The organism is Bradyrhizobium elkanii WSM2783, from assembly GCF_000472865.1.
GTDB classification, from domain to species: domain Bacteria; phylum Pseudomonadota; class Alphaproteobacteria; order Rhizobiales; family Xanthobacteraceae; genus Bradyrhizobium; species Bradyrhizobium elkanii_A.
This window is the reverse complement of record NZ_AXAP01000037.1, coordinates 16,118-30,213: the sequence shown is the minus strand read 5'-3', so window position 1 is coordinate 30,213 and position 14,096 is coordinate 16,118. Positions and strand designations below refer to the sequence as shown.

The 14,096-nt window shown below is 62.1% G+C and carries 13 protein-coding genes; 6 read left to right on the top strand and 7 right to left on the bottom strand.

The window, feature by feature from the left end:
- Positions 1-5 precede the first annotated feature (5 nt).
- From pqqC to pip, 4 genes are read left to right on the top strand one after another with little or no spacing between them, the layout of a single operon-like run.
- Positions 6-761, top strand: coding sequence for a pyrroloquinoline-quinone synthase PqqC (pqqC, locus tag YY7_RS0127855; protein ID WP_028166079.1), 756 nt, complete (start codon positions 6-8; stop codon positions 759-761).
- 12 nt (positions 762-773) lie between these two features.
- Positions 774-1,082 (top strand): pyrroloquinoline quinone biosynthesis peptide chaperone PqqD, encoded by a 309-nt coding sequence (gene pqqD, locus YY7_RS0127850; protein ID WP_028166078.1) that lies wholly within the window; start codon positions 774-776, stop codon positions 1,080-1,082.
- A complete protein-coding gene (pqqE, locus tag YY7_RS0127845) occupies positions 1,079-2,284 on the top strand; it encodes a pyrroloquinoline quinone biosynthesis protein PqqE (protein WP_028166077.1) in 1,206 nt (401 codons plus the stop codon). The genes pqqD and pqqE overlap by 4 nt, the downstream gene beginning before the upstream one ends.
- Positions 2,274-3,260, top strand: a complete 987-nt coding sequence (pip, locus tag YY7_RS0127840; RefSeq protein ID WP_028166076.1) for a prolyl aminopeptidase — start codon at positions 2,274-2,276, stop codon at positions 3,258-3,260. Before pqqE ends, pip begins: the two co-directional genes overlap by 11 nt.
- A 28-nt stretch (positions 3,261-3,288) precedes the next feature.
- Here the strand turns inward: pip and YY7_RS0127835 are convergent, their stop codons facing one another.
- From YY7_RS0127835 to YY7_RS0127820, 3 genes are all read right to left on the bottom strand, one after another.
- Positions 3,289-5,613 carry a caspase family protein gene (locus YY7_RS0127835; RefSeq protein WP_028166075.1) on the bottom strand — a complete coding sequence of 775 codons (2,325 nt, stop codon included), beginning with the start codon at positions 5,611-5,613 and terminating at the stop codon, positions 3,289-3,291.
- A gap of 1,496 nt (positions 5,614-7,109) precedes the next feature.
- Positions 7,110-8,504 (bottom strand): hypothetical protein, encoded by a 1,395-nt coding sequence (locus tag YY7_RS0127825; protein WP_028166074.1) that lies wholly within the window; start codon positions 8,502-8,504, stop codon positions 7,110-7,112.
- Between the two features lie 196 nt (positions 8,505-8,700).
- Positions 8,701-9,075 (bottom strand): patatin-like phospholipase family protein, encoded by a 375-nt coding sequence (locus tag YY7_RS0127820; protein WP_028166073.1) that lies wholly within the window; start codon positions 9,073-9,075, stop codon positions 8,701-8,703.
- Positions 9,076-9,503: 428 nt separating this feature from the next.
- Here YY7_RS0127820 and YY7_RS0127815 point away from each other — a divergent pair, with 428 nt between their 5' ends.
- Positions 9,504-9,941 (top strand): hypothetical protein, encoded by a 438-nt coding sequence (locus tag YY7_RS0127815; RefSeq protein ID WP_028166072.1) that lies wholly within the window; start codon positions 9,504-9,506, stop codon positions 9,939-9,941.
- 41 nt (positions 9,942-9,982) lie between these two features.
- On the opposite strand, the gene YY7_RS0127810 is transcribed toward YY7_RS0127815, so the two are convergent.
- From YY7_RS0127810 to YY7_RS0127795, 4 genes are all read right to left on the bottom strand, one after another.
- Positions 9,983-10,744 (bottom strand): SDR family oxidoreductase, encoded by a 762-nt coding sequence (locus YY7_RS0127810; RefSeq protein WP_028166071.1) that lies wholly within the window; start codon positions 10,742-10,744, stop codon positions 9,983-9,985.
- A 74-nt stretch (positions 10,745-10,818) separates the two neighbouring features.
- The gene (locus YY7_RS0127805) at positions 10,819-11,511 is read right to left on the bottom strand and encodes a RibD family protein (protein WP_028166070.1); all 693 of its coding nucleotides are present in this window, start codon (positions 11,509-11,511) and stop codon (positions 10,819-10,821) included.
- A gap of 28 nt (positions 11,512-11,539) precedes the next feature.
- Positions 11,540-11,935: a (R)-mandelonitrile lyase gene (locus YY7_RS53090; protein ID WP_035691105.1), complete on the bottom strand. Its 396-nt coding sequence runs from the start codon at positions 11,933-11,935 to the stop codon at positions 11,540-11,542.
- Positions 11,936-12,054: 119 nt separating this feature from the next.
- Positions 12,055-12,840: a carboxymuconolactone decarboxylase family protein gene (locus YY7_RS0127795; RefSeq protein WP_028166068.1), complete on the bottom strand. Its 786-nt coding sequence runs from the start codon at positions 12,838-12,840 to the stop codon at positions 12,055-12,057.
- 115 nt (positions 12,841-12,955) lie between these two features.
- Between YY7_RS0127795 and YY7_RS0127790 the strand changes: the two genes are divergently transcribed.
- A complete protein-coding gene (locus tag YY7_RS0127790) occupies positions 12,956-13,855 on the top strand; it encodes a LysR family transcriptional regulator (protein ID WP_028166067.1) in 900 nt (299 codons plus the stop codon).
- The last annotated feature ends 241 nt before the right edge of the window (positions 13,856-14,096 follow it).

Here is a 14,096-nt window from a genome sequence, read left to right as displayed (position 1 = left end):
AAGCGATGACCGCCTATTCGATCGGCAAGGGCGTGTCGCTCGATAGCGCCGCGGAGCTGGAAGCCGTGCTGCGCCATATCGGCGCGACGCGCTATCACAACCTGCATCCATTCCATAAACTGTTGCACGGCGGCAAATTGAACAAGGGCCAGGTGCAGGCCTGGGCGCTGAACCGCTACTATTACCAGAGCACGATCCCGATCAAGGACGCGGTCGTGATCTCGCGCTTCCGCGACCGCATGACCCGCATCGAGTGGCGCCATCGCATCGAGGATCATGACGGTGATGTCGACAGCGAAGGCGGGATCGAGCGCTGGCTGAAGCTGACCGAAGGCCTCGGCCTCGACAGTGCCTATGTCGAATCGACCGAAGGCATCCTGCCGGCGACGCGCTTTGCGGTGGAAGCCTATGTGCATTTCTGCCGCGACCGTACGCCGCTGGAGGCGATCGCCTCCTCGCTGACGGAGTTGTTCGCGCCGAACCTGCACGAAGAGCGCATCTCGGGGATGCTGCAGCACTACAACTTCGTCAATCCTGATATCATGAGCTACTTCAAACGCCGCCTGCAGCAGGCGCCGCGCGATGCCGGCTTTGCGCTCGACTATGTCAAGAAGCACGCCACGACACAGGCGGAGCGCGAGGCGGTCTGCAATGCGCTGATCTTCAAGACCAACGTGCTGTGGGTGCAGCTCGATGCGCTCTATCATGCCTATGTCGACGGCCACATCCCGCCCGGCGCTTTCGTGCCGACGGCGAGCTAGAGGAATTCTTCGATGGCGGGCCGCAACATCAACGTCAGCGAGACAAGCCGGCCGAAATTGCCGCGGCATGCCAAGCTGAAGTTCGACGAGACACGGCAGGTCTGGGTGATCCTGGCGCCGGAACGCGTGCTGGCGCCGGATGAGATCGCGGTCGAAGTGCTGCAGCTCTGCGACGGCGAGCGCAGCGTCGCCGACTTGGTCGATCAGCTCGCGGCGAAATACGCCGCACCGCGCGAGGCGATCGCGACCGACGTGATCGCGATGCTGCAGGATCTGGCGGACAAGGGTTTTCTGAGCGAAGCACGGGAGAAGACGCCATGAGCGACATTCTCACCGACGGCAAGACAACGGCCGCGCCGAATGACGGGCTGGCGGTGCTGGAGCAGCACCGCTCGACGGCGACGAGCTATGGCATTCCGCTGGCGGTGCTCGCAGAGCTGACGCACCGCTGCCCGCTGCAATGCCCCTATTGCTCCAACCCGGTCGAGCTCGACCGTGCCGGCAGCGAGCTCACCACGGACGAATGGAAGAAGGTGATGACCGAGCTCGTCGAGCTCGGCGTGCTGCAGATCCATTTCTCCGGCGGCGAGCCGACCGCGCGCAAGGATCTCGTCGAGCTGGTGCAGCATGCTAATGACGTCGGGCTCTACACTAACTTGATTACGTCGGCGGTGCTGCTAACGAAAGAAAAGCTGGCGGCGCTCGCCGATGCCGGCCTCTGCCACGTGCAGATCAGCTTCCAGGGCAACGAGCCTGTTGTCGCCGACCGCGTTGCGGGCCTGAAGAATTCGCACGAGAAGAAGATCCAGGCCGCCAAATGGACGCGCGAGCTCGACCTGCCGCTCACCGTTAATGCCGTGATGCACCGCCAGAACCTGCACCAGCTTTCCGACATCATCCAGATGGCCGTCGATCTCGACGCCGACCGGCTCGAGGTCGCCAACGTGCAGTATTACGGCTGGGCACTGAAGAACCGCGCCGCCTTGATGCCGACGATTGAACAGATCGAGGAGACCAGCCGCATCGTCGAGGAGGCGCAGGCGCGATTGAAGGGCGTGCTCGCGATCGACTATGTGGTGCCGGACTATTACGCGCTGCGGCCGAAGAAGTGCATGGGCGGCTGGGGCCGGCAGTTCTTCAACATCTCGCCGGCCGGCAAGGTGCTGCCGTGCCATGCCGCCGAAAGCATCACCGGGCTCCAGTTCGAATCCGTGCGCTCGAACCATTCGATCGCCTGGATCTGGCAGAACTCGGAAGCCTTCAACCGCTATCGCGGCACCGGTTGGATGCCCGAGCCGTGCAAATCCTGCGAATTCCGCGAGATCGACTACGGGGGCTGCCGCTGCCAGGCCTTTGCGCTGACCGGCGATGCCGGCAACACCGATCCGGCCTGCACGCTGTCGCCGATGCACGAGAAGATCTTCAAGCTCGCGGAGACCGAGGCGGCCGGTGGCAACAACCGCTTCCTCTATCGCAATTTCGCCGGCGGCACGCTGGAGACGGAAGGCGACCATGGCGCCTGACGCCGAGGCGGGCAAAGCATCGCGCCGCACGGATCCCTTCGCGCCACTGACGTCCGAATTCTTAGGTGTCGGCGACGACCACGAGATCTATGTCGAGAGCGTCGGCCGCGAGGGCGGCGTGCCTGCGGTCTATCTGCATGGCGGCCCCGGCAGCGGCTGCCAGCCGGATCACCGTCGCCTGTTCGATCCCGAGCGTTTTCACGCGGTGCTGTTCGACCAGCGCGGCGCCGGACGCAGCCGCCCCAAAGGAAAGCGCGAGGCCAACACGCTGCCGCTTTTGATCGCGGACATGGAGGCGATCCGGCAGAAATTCGGTTTCGAGCGCTGGCTGGTGGTCGGCGGCTCCTGGGGCGCGACGCTCGCGCTGGCCTATGCGCAGGCGTATCCCGATCGCGTCAGCGGCTTGGTGCTGCGCGCGACATTCCTTGGCACGCGCCCCGAATTGGAAGTCGCCTTCCTCGACACGCTGCCGCGCTTCTATCCCGCGCTGTCGGCGGACTTCCTGAGCGTTCTGCCGGCCGAAGAACGCGAGCAACCACTCGAGGCCTATTGGCGCCGCATCCTCGATGCCGACGCGGCGGTGCACGGCCCGGCCGCGCGCGCCTGGCATGACACCGAGCACATCCTCTCCGTCCACGCGCCCAGCCGGACACGGCTTGATCCCGCCTCGCTGAACTCGTCGCGCGCCTTGCCCGCGACGCCGATCATGGAGGCGCATTACTTCGCCAATGACTGCTTCATGGCGCCCGACCAGTTGATGAACGAAGCTGGCAAGCTTGCAGGAATTCCCGGCATCCTGGTGCAGGGCCGCTACGATCTGCTGTGTCCGCCGGCCACCTCGTTCGCGCTGGCCGCGCGCTGGCGAGAGGCCGAAGTCCGCATCGTCGAAGGCGCCGGGCACATCCTGTACGACCCCGGCGTCCGCGATGCCGTGATGAGGGCAATCTCCGACCTCGCCTCGCGCAAGCGGGATTGATATCGCCGAGGCCCGCGCTTCACACCGGTCAATGCTGAGGGCACCCGCCAGGCGGGCAGGCAGCTCCGCCGCGCCCCGCCGGCGCAGCGGGCCGCGCTGGTGGTGGTGGCGCACGCTGCACCTGATGCATCTGCGGCGGCGGTGATGCGACCCGCGGCGGCGCGGCCGGGTGTGGCGGTGGCGCCGCGACGCGCGGAGCAGGAGCTGGCGGCGGTGCGACCGCGGCACGCGCAGGAGGCGGCGTCCGCGCTGCTGCCGGCGGCGGTGTCCGCGCCGCTGCCGGCGGCGGTGACGGGCGATGCGCGGCAGCCGGCGGAGCGACGGAAGGCGTCGGCCTTGCCAATGCGGTTGCCGCAGGCGCGTGGCGCGGCGGCGGCGCGCCAGCGGCCCTCGGAACATCCGCCGGCCGTGCGGCCGACGGGCGCTGTGCGGGCGCTGCCCGGTTGAGTTTCGTGTCGATCGGCGCAGCGGCCGCGTTCGGCGAAGCTCCCGGCCTGATCGCGTTCGGCTGCGCGGCCGTGGCAGGTGCCGTCGCGGTCTGCGGCGAAGGCCGCCCCTTGGTCCCAGCCGGCGCATTGGCGCCAGCCGCGTTGGGAGCTGTGCCGGGCGGCGACGTCAGCCTCGACGCCTTGGTGCCCGGATCAGGCTGCGCGGCGGTCGCGGGCGGCGGCGCCGGCGGCAATGGCTGCCTTCCGGCGCCTGGCAATGCATTCGCGCCGGGAGTGTTGGGTGCCGCGCCCGGCGTGGCTTGTGTCGGCGCACGCGGCGCAAACTTGGTGCCCAGCGCCGACTGACCGGCGCCCTGCGGCGATGGCTGGACCAGATTGGCCCGCTGCGCCGCGGCCGGCGGCAGCGATGGCGCTATCGCCGGTCGAGCTGCGCCACCACTGAACTTCGTTCCGAGCGCGCCGAGCTGCGCCGGAGTTGGGTTCGGATTGTTGATGACGTTGTTGATGATCGTCGTGTTGTGGATGTTGGCGAACACGATGTTGTTCGGCGGCGGCGCAACATAGATCGGCGGCCGGACAAAGACCGGGATCGGCACGAACAGCGGAACGGGCAGCACGTACACATCCACCGGAGGCGGCGGTGGCGCCAGAACCACGAAATCCGGCGGCGGTGGCGGCAGGAAGAACACCGGCGGCGGCGGTGGCGGCGCAAAGGCGTACACCGGATCGTCGAAGTAGAGCACCGGCCGGTCGTCCACATACGTCAGCTCGTCGGGCGGCGGCGGCCCAACGTCGTAGTCGATCGGCGCAAAGGACGGCGGCGGCTCCAGCGCCGCCGAAAGGATTGTAAGACGCCGCCGCGCATCGGCCGCATGAGGGCCGCGCGGATAGCGATGGAGATAGGACCAATAGGCATCAGGCGAATCGGTGCGATAGCTCCGACCCCAGGTGATCGCCTCGCGCCGCGCGGCAACGATCGCCCTCACCCGCTTGGCGAGCGGATCATTCGGAAACGCCTGCAGGAAGTCTTCGTAGCCCTGCAGCGTGTCGCGCTCCAGCGCGGCCGCGTAGGCGTCCTTGGCGTCGAAGTCGCGGATCGGCTTGTCGCGGGCGCTGGCATCGACCTGGGTCGGCGGCGCGTCCTGCTGCCGTTCGAAGAACATGAAGGGCGTGTCGATCTTCTGCGCGTTCCACGGAATCTGCGCGCCCTTGGTCATCTCGCTGACGCGCAGGCGGACGCGGTCGAACAGTTCAGGCAGCGGCAGGCCGCCAGCGCGAATCATCTCCGCGAGCGCCTGCGCGTAGGCGCCGTAAGGCGGCTGTCCCTCGGGCGCGATCGTGCCGGGTGCGGCATTGAACGCCACCAGCATCTTCGCGTCGGGCTCGACCAGCGCGAGGCCGCCGGCGAGCGGCTGCCCCTCCTTGGCGAAGGAATTCGCACGCGCGCCGTCGAGAACGATGATGTTGGCCTTCACCGGCAGCGCCGAGAGCTGGCGCATGTAGTCCGACAGCCGCAGGCCTTCGACCGGCACGTCGATGTCGTGGGCGATCTTCGCATCGACCGGAATGAAATAGTTCTCACCGGTAAGCTGCACGCCATAGCCGGCGAGATAGACAAAGGCGACCGTGTTCGGTCCCGCCTCCTGCACCTTCTGCACGAACTCACGGAACGACTTCCGCAGCGTCTCGCCGTCGAGGTCGCGCGCACCGACGACGTCAAAGCCCGCGGCCTGCAGCGTCTGCGCCACGAGGCCCGCATCGTTGGCCGCCGTCGGCAGCGCGCCGGACGCGTAGGCGCCATTGCCGATCACCAGCGCGAGCCGCTTCTCCTGCTCTTGCGCCTGTGCGGGCAGCGCGATCGATGACACCAGGCCGATGAACAATGCGAGCAGAATGCGCGTCATGATCGTATCCCCTATCGGATGCCAATCGATTGGATTCCTCGACGGGTGAACCACCGCTGAACAGAAATTACGCCAATTATGGCAATCCTTGGCCTCCCCTGTACGTTCCACTGGCTTTTCGTCGCGGCTCAATTCGACGGGGTCAGTGAATGGAACCGTGGCTACGGCGGCGCGGCTTAAAGCCGTCGGGGCGAGTGCGTAAGGCTCAATCCGAACCTTCGGCGTAGGACTTTAGTCAGGTTCAAATGCTCAGCTTGAAGATGCCCGCGATCGAGCTTGTTGGTCACCACGTACTCGAAAGTGGAACGGTTGTGCTCACGTTGGGTACTGTCAAGATTGACTCAAGTAGGCCGCGCAGGCGGCCTGATAAAGCAATCGGATTACCCTTCGCCCCACGATTCGTCGGCGCTTATTCGCTCGCTCGCCGCTCAGCGAAGCTTGAGATCTCGTTAGAAAGAAGCGCTGCAGCAATTGACCGCCTCAAAAGGGAATGGCACACAATCATCTGTAAGGCTTGCAACCGGAGCGGGACGGCCGATCGATATTATGAACTCCGTCTATATCTTTGGCTATCAGAGTATACTCGCGGCCGGCTCGCTAGCTACCTCAGTGGGTGCTGGAGAGAGCAGGCAGCTCATACCAGCACGATTAGAAGGCTATGTTCGCTGCTGGAGCGCAGCACGTAGCTTCCGAACCAACGAGACTAAACGTTACGTTTATACGAACGATTGGCGCATCGCTGAACGCGTGGCATTTGCGACTTTGACTCCGTCTTGCAGCAAGACAGTCAATGGCGTTTGTTGGCGCATTCCGACCGATCGACTGGCTGATCTTGACTTTAGAGAACAGGGCTACACACGCATTGAAGTAAGTCAGAATATATCGCCGTATCGGAGCTATGAGCTTGACAAGTCCGTCCCGTGCTACACCTACATCGACCCAACTCCGGATCCCAGCCCGACGATCGTAAGTCAATCGTACTATGATATGGGCCGGATGGGTGCAGCCTCTATCAGCAAGCAGGTTCCGGAATTCCTAGCTGACTACATATCGTCGACGGAACCGCCCCCATTTCTAGCGGACGACTTAGCGTTCGTATTTTTCTCTGGCGATGGCCATCATCTGTGGTTGTTGGAAGAAAGCGATTCTTCGCTTGTATTGCTCCACCGGTTCGCGCTTCCTCAGCTCATACCTTTTACGCGTGATCCGTCGGAGTCCCTCCGTCATGTTACCACTGGTCTAGAATGGCTCGACGCCAGGCACAGGGTCCTTCCTGAAGTCTCCGATAACAGACGGATTCCATCGGGAATGATCAGAGATTTGCTTCTTGCTGCCAACGGGGAGGATGTTTCAGCATCGCCCTACTGGCTCTGCCGATTAATTGCTGCCGATTCCGCGGCGCTACCCACAGTCCGGCTAGATGAACTAGCAGACGACCCCGACTTCTGGATCCGGCGTGCGGTGCAACTCCGACGAGCGGCGTCCCCGGCAAGTTCCTATTCCCAATCCCATTGAACTCTGTAGGTCATTCCAGGCTGTGGGCGGTCAACTCTCCATAGCAGCTCCTTTTCTTCGCCGCTTTCAAGCATGATCCCATCCGTCGACCGGGCAACAAGCGTACTATCATTTGGATATTTCAAGAACACTGGATCCTTGTAGGGAAGGCTTCTGGGAAAGATGATGCGTATTGATGCCGCCGGCGTAGGGTCAGTAAAGCGCATCCCGAGCCAGGTGTTATTTCGATCCCATGGCGCATCGATCGTTTTTGCCTGGGCTTGAAGTCCGAATTCTTTGTTTAATTCAATTTGCGAAACGTCGAGTTGAAGCTCGTAGGAAGTTAAGGAGACATTGCTCCCGCTCACCGTCTTCGGTTCGGATTGCAATAGCTTGACTGTTTCGTTTGTTTGGGGAGACCGAGCAAAGAACTTCTTAGCGGCGGTTTGAAAGAGGTACCTATATTGTGTCGCGCTTGCGTCGCGCCTTATCAGTCTGGAGATTCTCGTCAAAATCGCCGGACCAACAACTTCTATCCCTCCGCCTGACAGGCGGTTTGCATGAAGTCCGCGCAAATCCCATACCCTGTCGTCGCTCACGATTTCGAAACCGCTGTTTGTAGGTTGCGTAAGTTCTTTCACGGTTTCTATTGCAACGGGCGAGTCTTTCCATTCCGGCGGGTCGATTCTAGTCACCGGGTAGGCTTTTATACCTGCGATCACACTGTTGATTCGTTCAACAATGGGTCCCTTAAGTTCCGCCAATGCCGCGAACAGCAATGCGATCATGGCAAGCTGCGCCCAGCTGACCCAGTCGAGAGCGGAGAACAGGCGCCACTGCCTTTTAGAGCTATTCTGTAACTTCCGCGCTAGGTCACTTTGCAGAATCTTCGTTGCCTTTGTCGGTATATCCCATTCTGGTATTGCCTTGGGCACTGAAAGGCCCTGCTCTGAAGCGAGCGCCTTCGCGGTTAGGTAGTAACCTTGCCTGATCAATTCCTCTATTTCCAAGTCGGAGAATTTATCGAGGTCGGTGCGTACGTTTTCGAGCTGCGATTGGATGGCCTTTGCCGATGCTCCAGCAGCATCAGTTTCATGAGAAATTGAAATCAAGGTTGCGGGCTCTGCATTTGCAGCCCCGGCAAGATCCAATTGCCGAATTCGAAACATGAATATGTCAACCGCGCGTAGCGCCGTTCGCAAAATGCCGAAGTCAGTTTCTTTTTGGGGAACGAACGAGCGGCCTGCGTCACTCGCATAGATGCGGTCGAGTTGATCGGGCGCCCCACTCTTCAATCCGTACAAGCCGAGATTGTCAAAAACACCTGCATCAGTGAAATATTGTCCCTTGCCCATCGAACCTTCGCGAGCGCCAATATCTTTGTCGCCAAGCGACATTGGCGGAAAAAATGCGGGAAAGGCAGACGAGGCCGCTACGATCTGAGCCAGCGGATTAAGTCTGGTCTTAATCGGAGGGATCTTCGATTGATCAAATGGGATGTTCAGCAGATTTTCATGACCGAAACATGTGAGTCCTGGCAGAGATAAATTGGTGCTTAGGACTAGAAGCGTAGGTCGATCTGAACCTCCGATATCAGCAACATATGCTCCATGAAATAGGTATCGATCGTAATATTTGGCTAGCAAATGGGTGGGCGAGATCCGCCATCGGCTCGGAAGGCACTAGAGCCAATAACCACAAGAAGGGAAGCCTCCTTTGGATGCGGCCTCGGATATCCATCTTTGTGAGGGAAATCAGCTCCCCCGCAGTCCTATCGAAGTCTTCACAGGTCGAGTTATACTTGTCCCAGTTCGCCAAAAGATGAGCGGCCGTGATGCTTCCGCCGGACACACTTGCGATACGGGCTACTTCGGCTAGCCGACCTTCGGCTGCCAGCCTTCGAATGACTCCGAGATGAAACAATGAAGCCCTAAAGCCCCCGCCAGACAAGGCAAGGCCGATTTTCATGGCAATGTCACCCTACGTTGAGTTCTAGAAAGATCTGGACGTAGGCGATCGGCACGTCGGAGAGATGAAAAGTCCCACTGATCGACGGCACAATAATTTTCTTAACAAAGATTGCACGAAACCGTGAATACACGCAAGGGTGCCACTGGAGCGAACTACTGCAGTCTTTGCCGCTTAATCGCGATCTCTTGTTGCACGTGCGTTCTGCGGCCTGCGGCCACAACAGGACGCTCTCAATCGCAATCCTTGGTCGCCCCCGGGCGTTCGAAGCCGTCAGTGCTGAGCATGGTTTCATCCCTCGGGTCAGGATTTCGGGACAAAAGCTGCCTTGATCTAACTCAAGCGTTCTTGCGCCTGATCAGGATTGTCTCTCGTTTCAAGCTCGGGATTCGACCTGAGCTCGTTCAAAACACGGGGACCAGGGTCTTATGCGCGACCTTCGCAGTGCAATTGCATCCGGCCTGATGGCATTCGCCGCGTGGACGGTAACGACCAGTCCGTCACCGGCGGACACTGGCAGCGTACATGTCCTCTTCTCCAAGGCCGGAATCATCGCCGCCGTCGGCAATGGTACAGGCGTGCTGACATTCCACGGCAAAAAATATCCCTTCGACGTTTCGGGCGCGAGTTTTGGCGCGACGCTTGCGCTGTCAATTGATGAGTTCGTCGGGCAGGCCCAGAACCTGCACAATCCCGGCGATCTGGCAGGCACCTACACAGCGGTCGGAGCCGGAGGTGCTCTCGTGGCCGGAGCCGGCGCTGTGCGCTTGCAGAATGCGAATGGCGTCGTCCTGGTGCTTAGCGGACCGAGGTTGGGCGTGGAGCTCTCGGCCAGCCTGGCCCGCATCACCATTACGATGAAGTGACCGGGACCTACCGTCTGTGAGGCGTCTTCCGCTGGTCGCGTTCAGTGGGCGGTAAACCCGCCATCCACCACGAGCGCATGCCCGATCACGAAACTTGCGCCGGGGCTGCACAGCCAGAGTACGGCAGACGCGATCTCATCGGGGCGGCCAAGCCGACCGATCGGTTGATCCCGCAGGATTTCCTTCATCGCTTCCGGCTCTTTGGAGAGCATCTCGGAAACCATGGGTGTGTCGATGGTGCCTGGGCACACCGCGTTGATGCGAATGCCGCGCGCTGCATATTCGAGCGCAGCACTCCTGGTCAGCCCAATCACTCCATGTTTGGTGGCGTGGTAAGCCGCACGCCCTGGCAGACCTATCAGGCCGCCAATGGACGAGCAATTGACGATGGCGCCGCTGCCCTGCTCTCGCATGTGGTTGAGCTCATGCTTCATACAGGTCCAGACGCCGCGTAAATTGATGGCATTGACCCGATCGAATTCTTCGCCCGAGACGTCGGCAGTCTCGATCGCAGGCGACTGCACGCCGGCATTGTTGAACGCGGCATCCAGCCTTCCGAGATCGGACACAGTCCGCTCGATCGCTGCGGCGACATCGCCTTCGTCGGCAACGTTGCACTGAATCCCAATCGCCTTATGGCCGGCCGCCACCAGCTCTTCGGTGGCTTGCTGTACGGCGTCTTCGCGTACATCGACGAGCGCGACGGCCGCGCCGGCCTCCGCGAAAGCTCTGGCGGTGGCCAAACCCATGCCGGATGCAGCGCCTGTGATCAGCGCGACCTGGTTCTTGAAAGACAGATACACTGAACTTCCTCCGTTGGTGCTTGTGTAGAGGACGGGCGGCCCGTTCAAGGCCGATTGAGATGCAGGCGCTTGGATCATTCATTCTGCAGCTTGTAGCGCAGCCAGACGATGCCGCCCTCGAGCACCTGATGGCTCTCGAGAGTCATCGATCGGACGGGCGCCGATCGTCCCTGCTCCTTCTCCAGCGAGTCGAACACGGCCGGCGCGCCTGTCGCTCCGTCTACCGTCGGAAACAGGATCAGGCTCACCTCGTCGACGAGCCCTGCCCGCAGGAAGGCACCGTTGGTGACGCCGCCGCCTTCCAGCAACAGACGTTTCACACTGAGTTCGCGGTTCAGGACGTCCAACGTCAGCGGCAGATCGAGTTGTTGCTTTCCGCCGAAGACGTAGGAGATCCCCTCGCTGCGAAGTCCCGCCAAATGTGCATCCGAGACCTCCTCCGTCAGCACGACGACGATGGGATCATTGCCGATGTCCGAGCGGCCCCACACGATCTTGCCGTGCGCGTCCAGCACGATGCCGTAGGCCTTGTCGCGATGCGCGAGCCAGGGCTCGCGCGGGAAGACATCCTTTGTGGACGAGGGATAATTGCTGCCCTTGGCATATTCCTGACCGGTTGTGCGTCCGACCAGCCAAGCGTCGCCTCCGATCTCTTCGTGCAATCGGTCGAACAGCCCTGGCGACGCGCTGGCCTCAGGACTCCAACGGCTGGGAAGCGTGCGGCCATCGATGCTCGCCGCCATGTGGCAGATGACGTAGGGCTTCATTCGCTCTCTCCATCCAGTCGCCGCTTGGTCACTTGCGGTACTGCTCGTCGCTGACCTTCTCCATCCAGTCGACGTTCTTGCCATCGAGCGATTCCTGGATGGCGATGTGGGTCATTGCCGTGGTCGGCGTCGCTCCATGCCAGTGCCTCAGGCCTGGCGGGAACCACACCACGTCGCCCGGCCGCACCTCCTCGATCGGTCCGCCGTCGCGCTGCACCCATCCCAGTCCCGAGGTGATGATCAATGTCTGGCCGAGCGGATGGGTGTGCCAGACGGTTCGGGCGCCGGGCTCAAAGGTGACCTGTCCGGCGCCGACCCGCGCCGGATCAGGCGCCTGGAACAACGGCTCGACGCGGACCGAACCGGTGAACCAGTCCGGCGAGCCCTTGGCAGCGGGCCGCGAACCATTTCGCTTGATCTCGATATCCATGTCTCCACTCCTTTGCTCGGCGGCCGACTTCTCCGCTGCGGCCGGGCCGATCACGGTCAGCGCGAATCCGGCCGCGGTGCCGGCGAACAATCGTCGACGCGAGTACATCCCGATCATCTGCTACGGGGCCGCTTCTCGATCACGTCCTTGACCACCGGCGCCGCGGAAAACGCATTGGGCCAGCCGGCATAGAAGGCGAGATGGCCGAGCACCTCTCCGGCCTCTTCCCGCGTCAATCCGTTATCCATCGCCCGGTTCAGGTGATAGGTGATTTGCGCGACCTGTCCGGTCGCCACAAGGGCGCTTACGGTGACGAGGCTGCGGTCCCGAGGGGCAAGGCCCGGTCTCAGCCAGAGATCGCGGAACAGCACGTCGGTCGTGTACTGAACAAGACTGGGCGTGATCTCGCCGAACTGCTGCCCGACGCGCGTCGCCCGCTGCGTCTCCGCGGCCTCGTCGAGGGGGAGTTGCGGTCCGGACGCCGGCGGGAGCTGATCGGCTCCGATGTTGCGGCTCCTGAAGACCTCGCGCGCGGCCGGAATCGCGTTCGTTGCATTCGCCCAGCCGGTGTAGAACGCCAGATGCGTGATGATTTCCGACAGCTCCGACGGCTTCACGCCATTGTCGATGGCGAGATCGAGATAGTATGGCAGCTCGACCGTCTGGGCGCGGGCGATCAGGGCTGCGACGGTCACGATGCTGCGATCCCGCGCCGAGAGGCCGGGCCTCTTCCAGAGATCGCCAAGCACAACGCCTTGCGCGTAATTTTCGAGGGCGGGCGCGACCGCCCGAATATCTTGGGGCGTGGGCATCGTTCTCGCTCCATTGGTTGCGGACGTCTGGGCCGAAGCCTGCGCCATCAGACAGAGTGAGACGGCGGCGGCTGCGAGCACTCTCATGGAGAACTCTCCTCGGTAGCAGATGGCTGGGTCACGATCGCGGGCGAACGTAGCGCTTTGGGCATCCGAGGATTAGATGATAAAATCCGATCAGATTTATCGGAGTGGCCTATAAATGGACCGCGAGAACGCGAGCGATCTACTTGCCTTTCTGGCAGTGGCGCGGGAGCGAAGTTTCACCCGGGCGGCGGCAAAGCTCGGAATCTCGCAACCGACCCTCAGCGAGATCGTCCGCGGCCTGGAAGAGCGGTTGGGTGTCAGGTTGCTGAACCGCACGACCCGGAGCGTCACACCAACTCAGGCCGGCGAACGGCTGTTCCTGAAGATCGGGCCCAAGTTCGACGAGATGGATGTCGAGCTGGCGGCCTTGGGCGAACTGCGCGAGAAGCCGGCAGGCACGATCCGGATCACCGCCACGGAACATGCCGCGGACGCAATCCTGATGCCTGCCCTGGCGAACATCCTGCCGCACTACCCGGATATCAAGGTCGAGGTGCTGATCGACTACGGTCTCACCAACATCGTCGCGGCCCAGTACGACGCCGGGATTCGGCCGGGCGAATTGGTGGCAAAGGACATGATCGCTGTCCGGGTGGGGCCGGACCTGCGCATGGCGGTCGTGGGCGCGCCCTCCTACTTCTCCAAGCGGAAGCGGCCGCGGACGCCGCAGGATCTGACCCATCACAACTGCATCAACCTGCGCCTGCCTACCCATGGCGGGAGCCTCTATGCCTGGGAATTCGAGAAGAACGGGCGTGAAGTGAATGTGCGCGTCGAGGGCCAGCTTGTCTTCAATGGCGCCGGCGCGCTGCTTAGCGCCGCCTTGAAAGGCTTCGGGCTCGCCTACCTGACCGAGGGGCATGTGCAGCCGTATTTGTCGAGCGGCCAGCTTGTGCGCGTCCTGTCGGACTGGTGCCCGCCTTTCTCCGGCTATCACCTCTACTACCCGAGCCGCAGGCAGCCATCGCCGGCGTTCTCGCTGCTGGTCGATGCGCTTCGGTACCGCCGCAAATGATCGCTGCTCGAGTTTTGTCGAGAATGATCCGCCGGAGCAATTCCGACGGATCGTCTCCCGATCCGGAATTGCCGGCGGTCGCAGGTCAAACGACCGCCCTGCCGAGCGTTGTGAAGGCCCGCTTGGCGCATCGGCACAAGTTCAAATGGTCCGATCAACGCCGAACACTTAGAGTAGCTTGTCATTGACACAGCGGGGAACGGACGCATGCACCGCAGCAATGATGCGTGGACACCCCTAA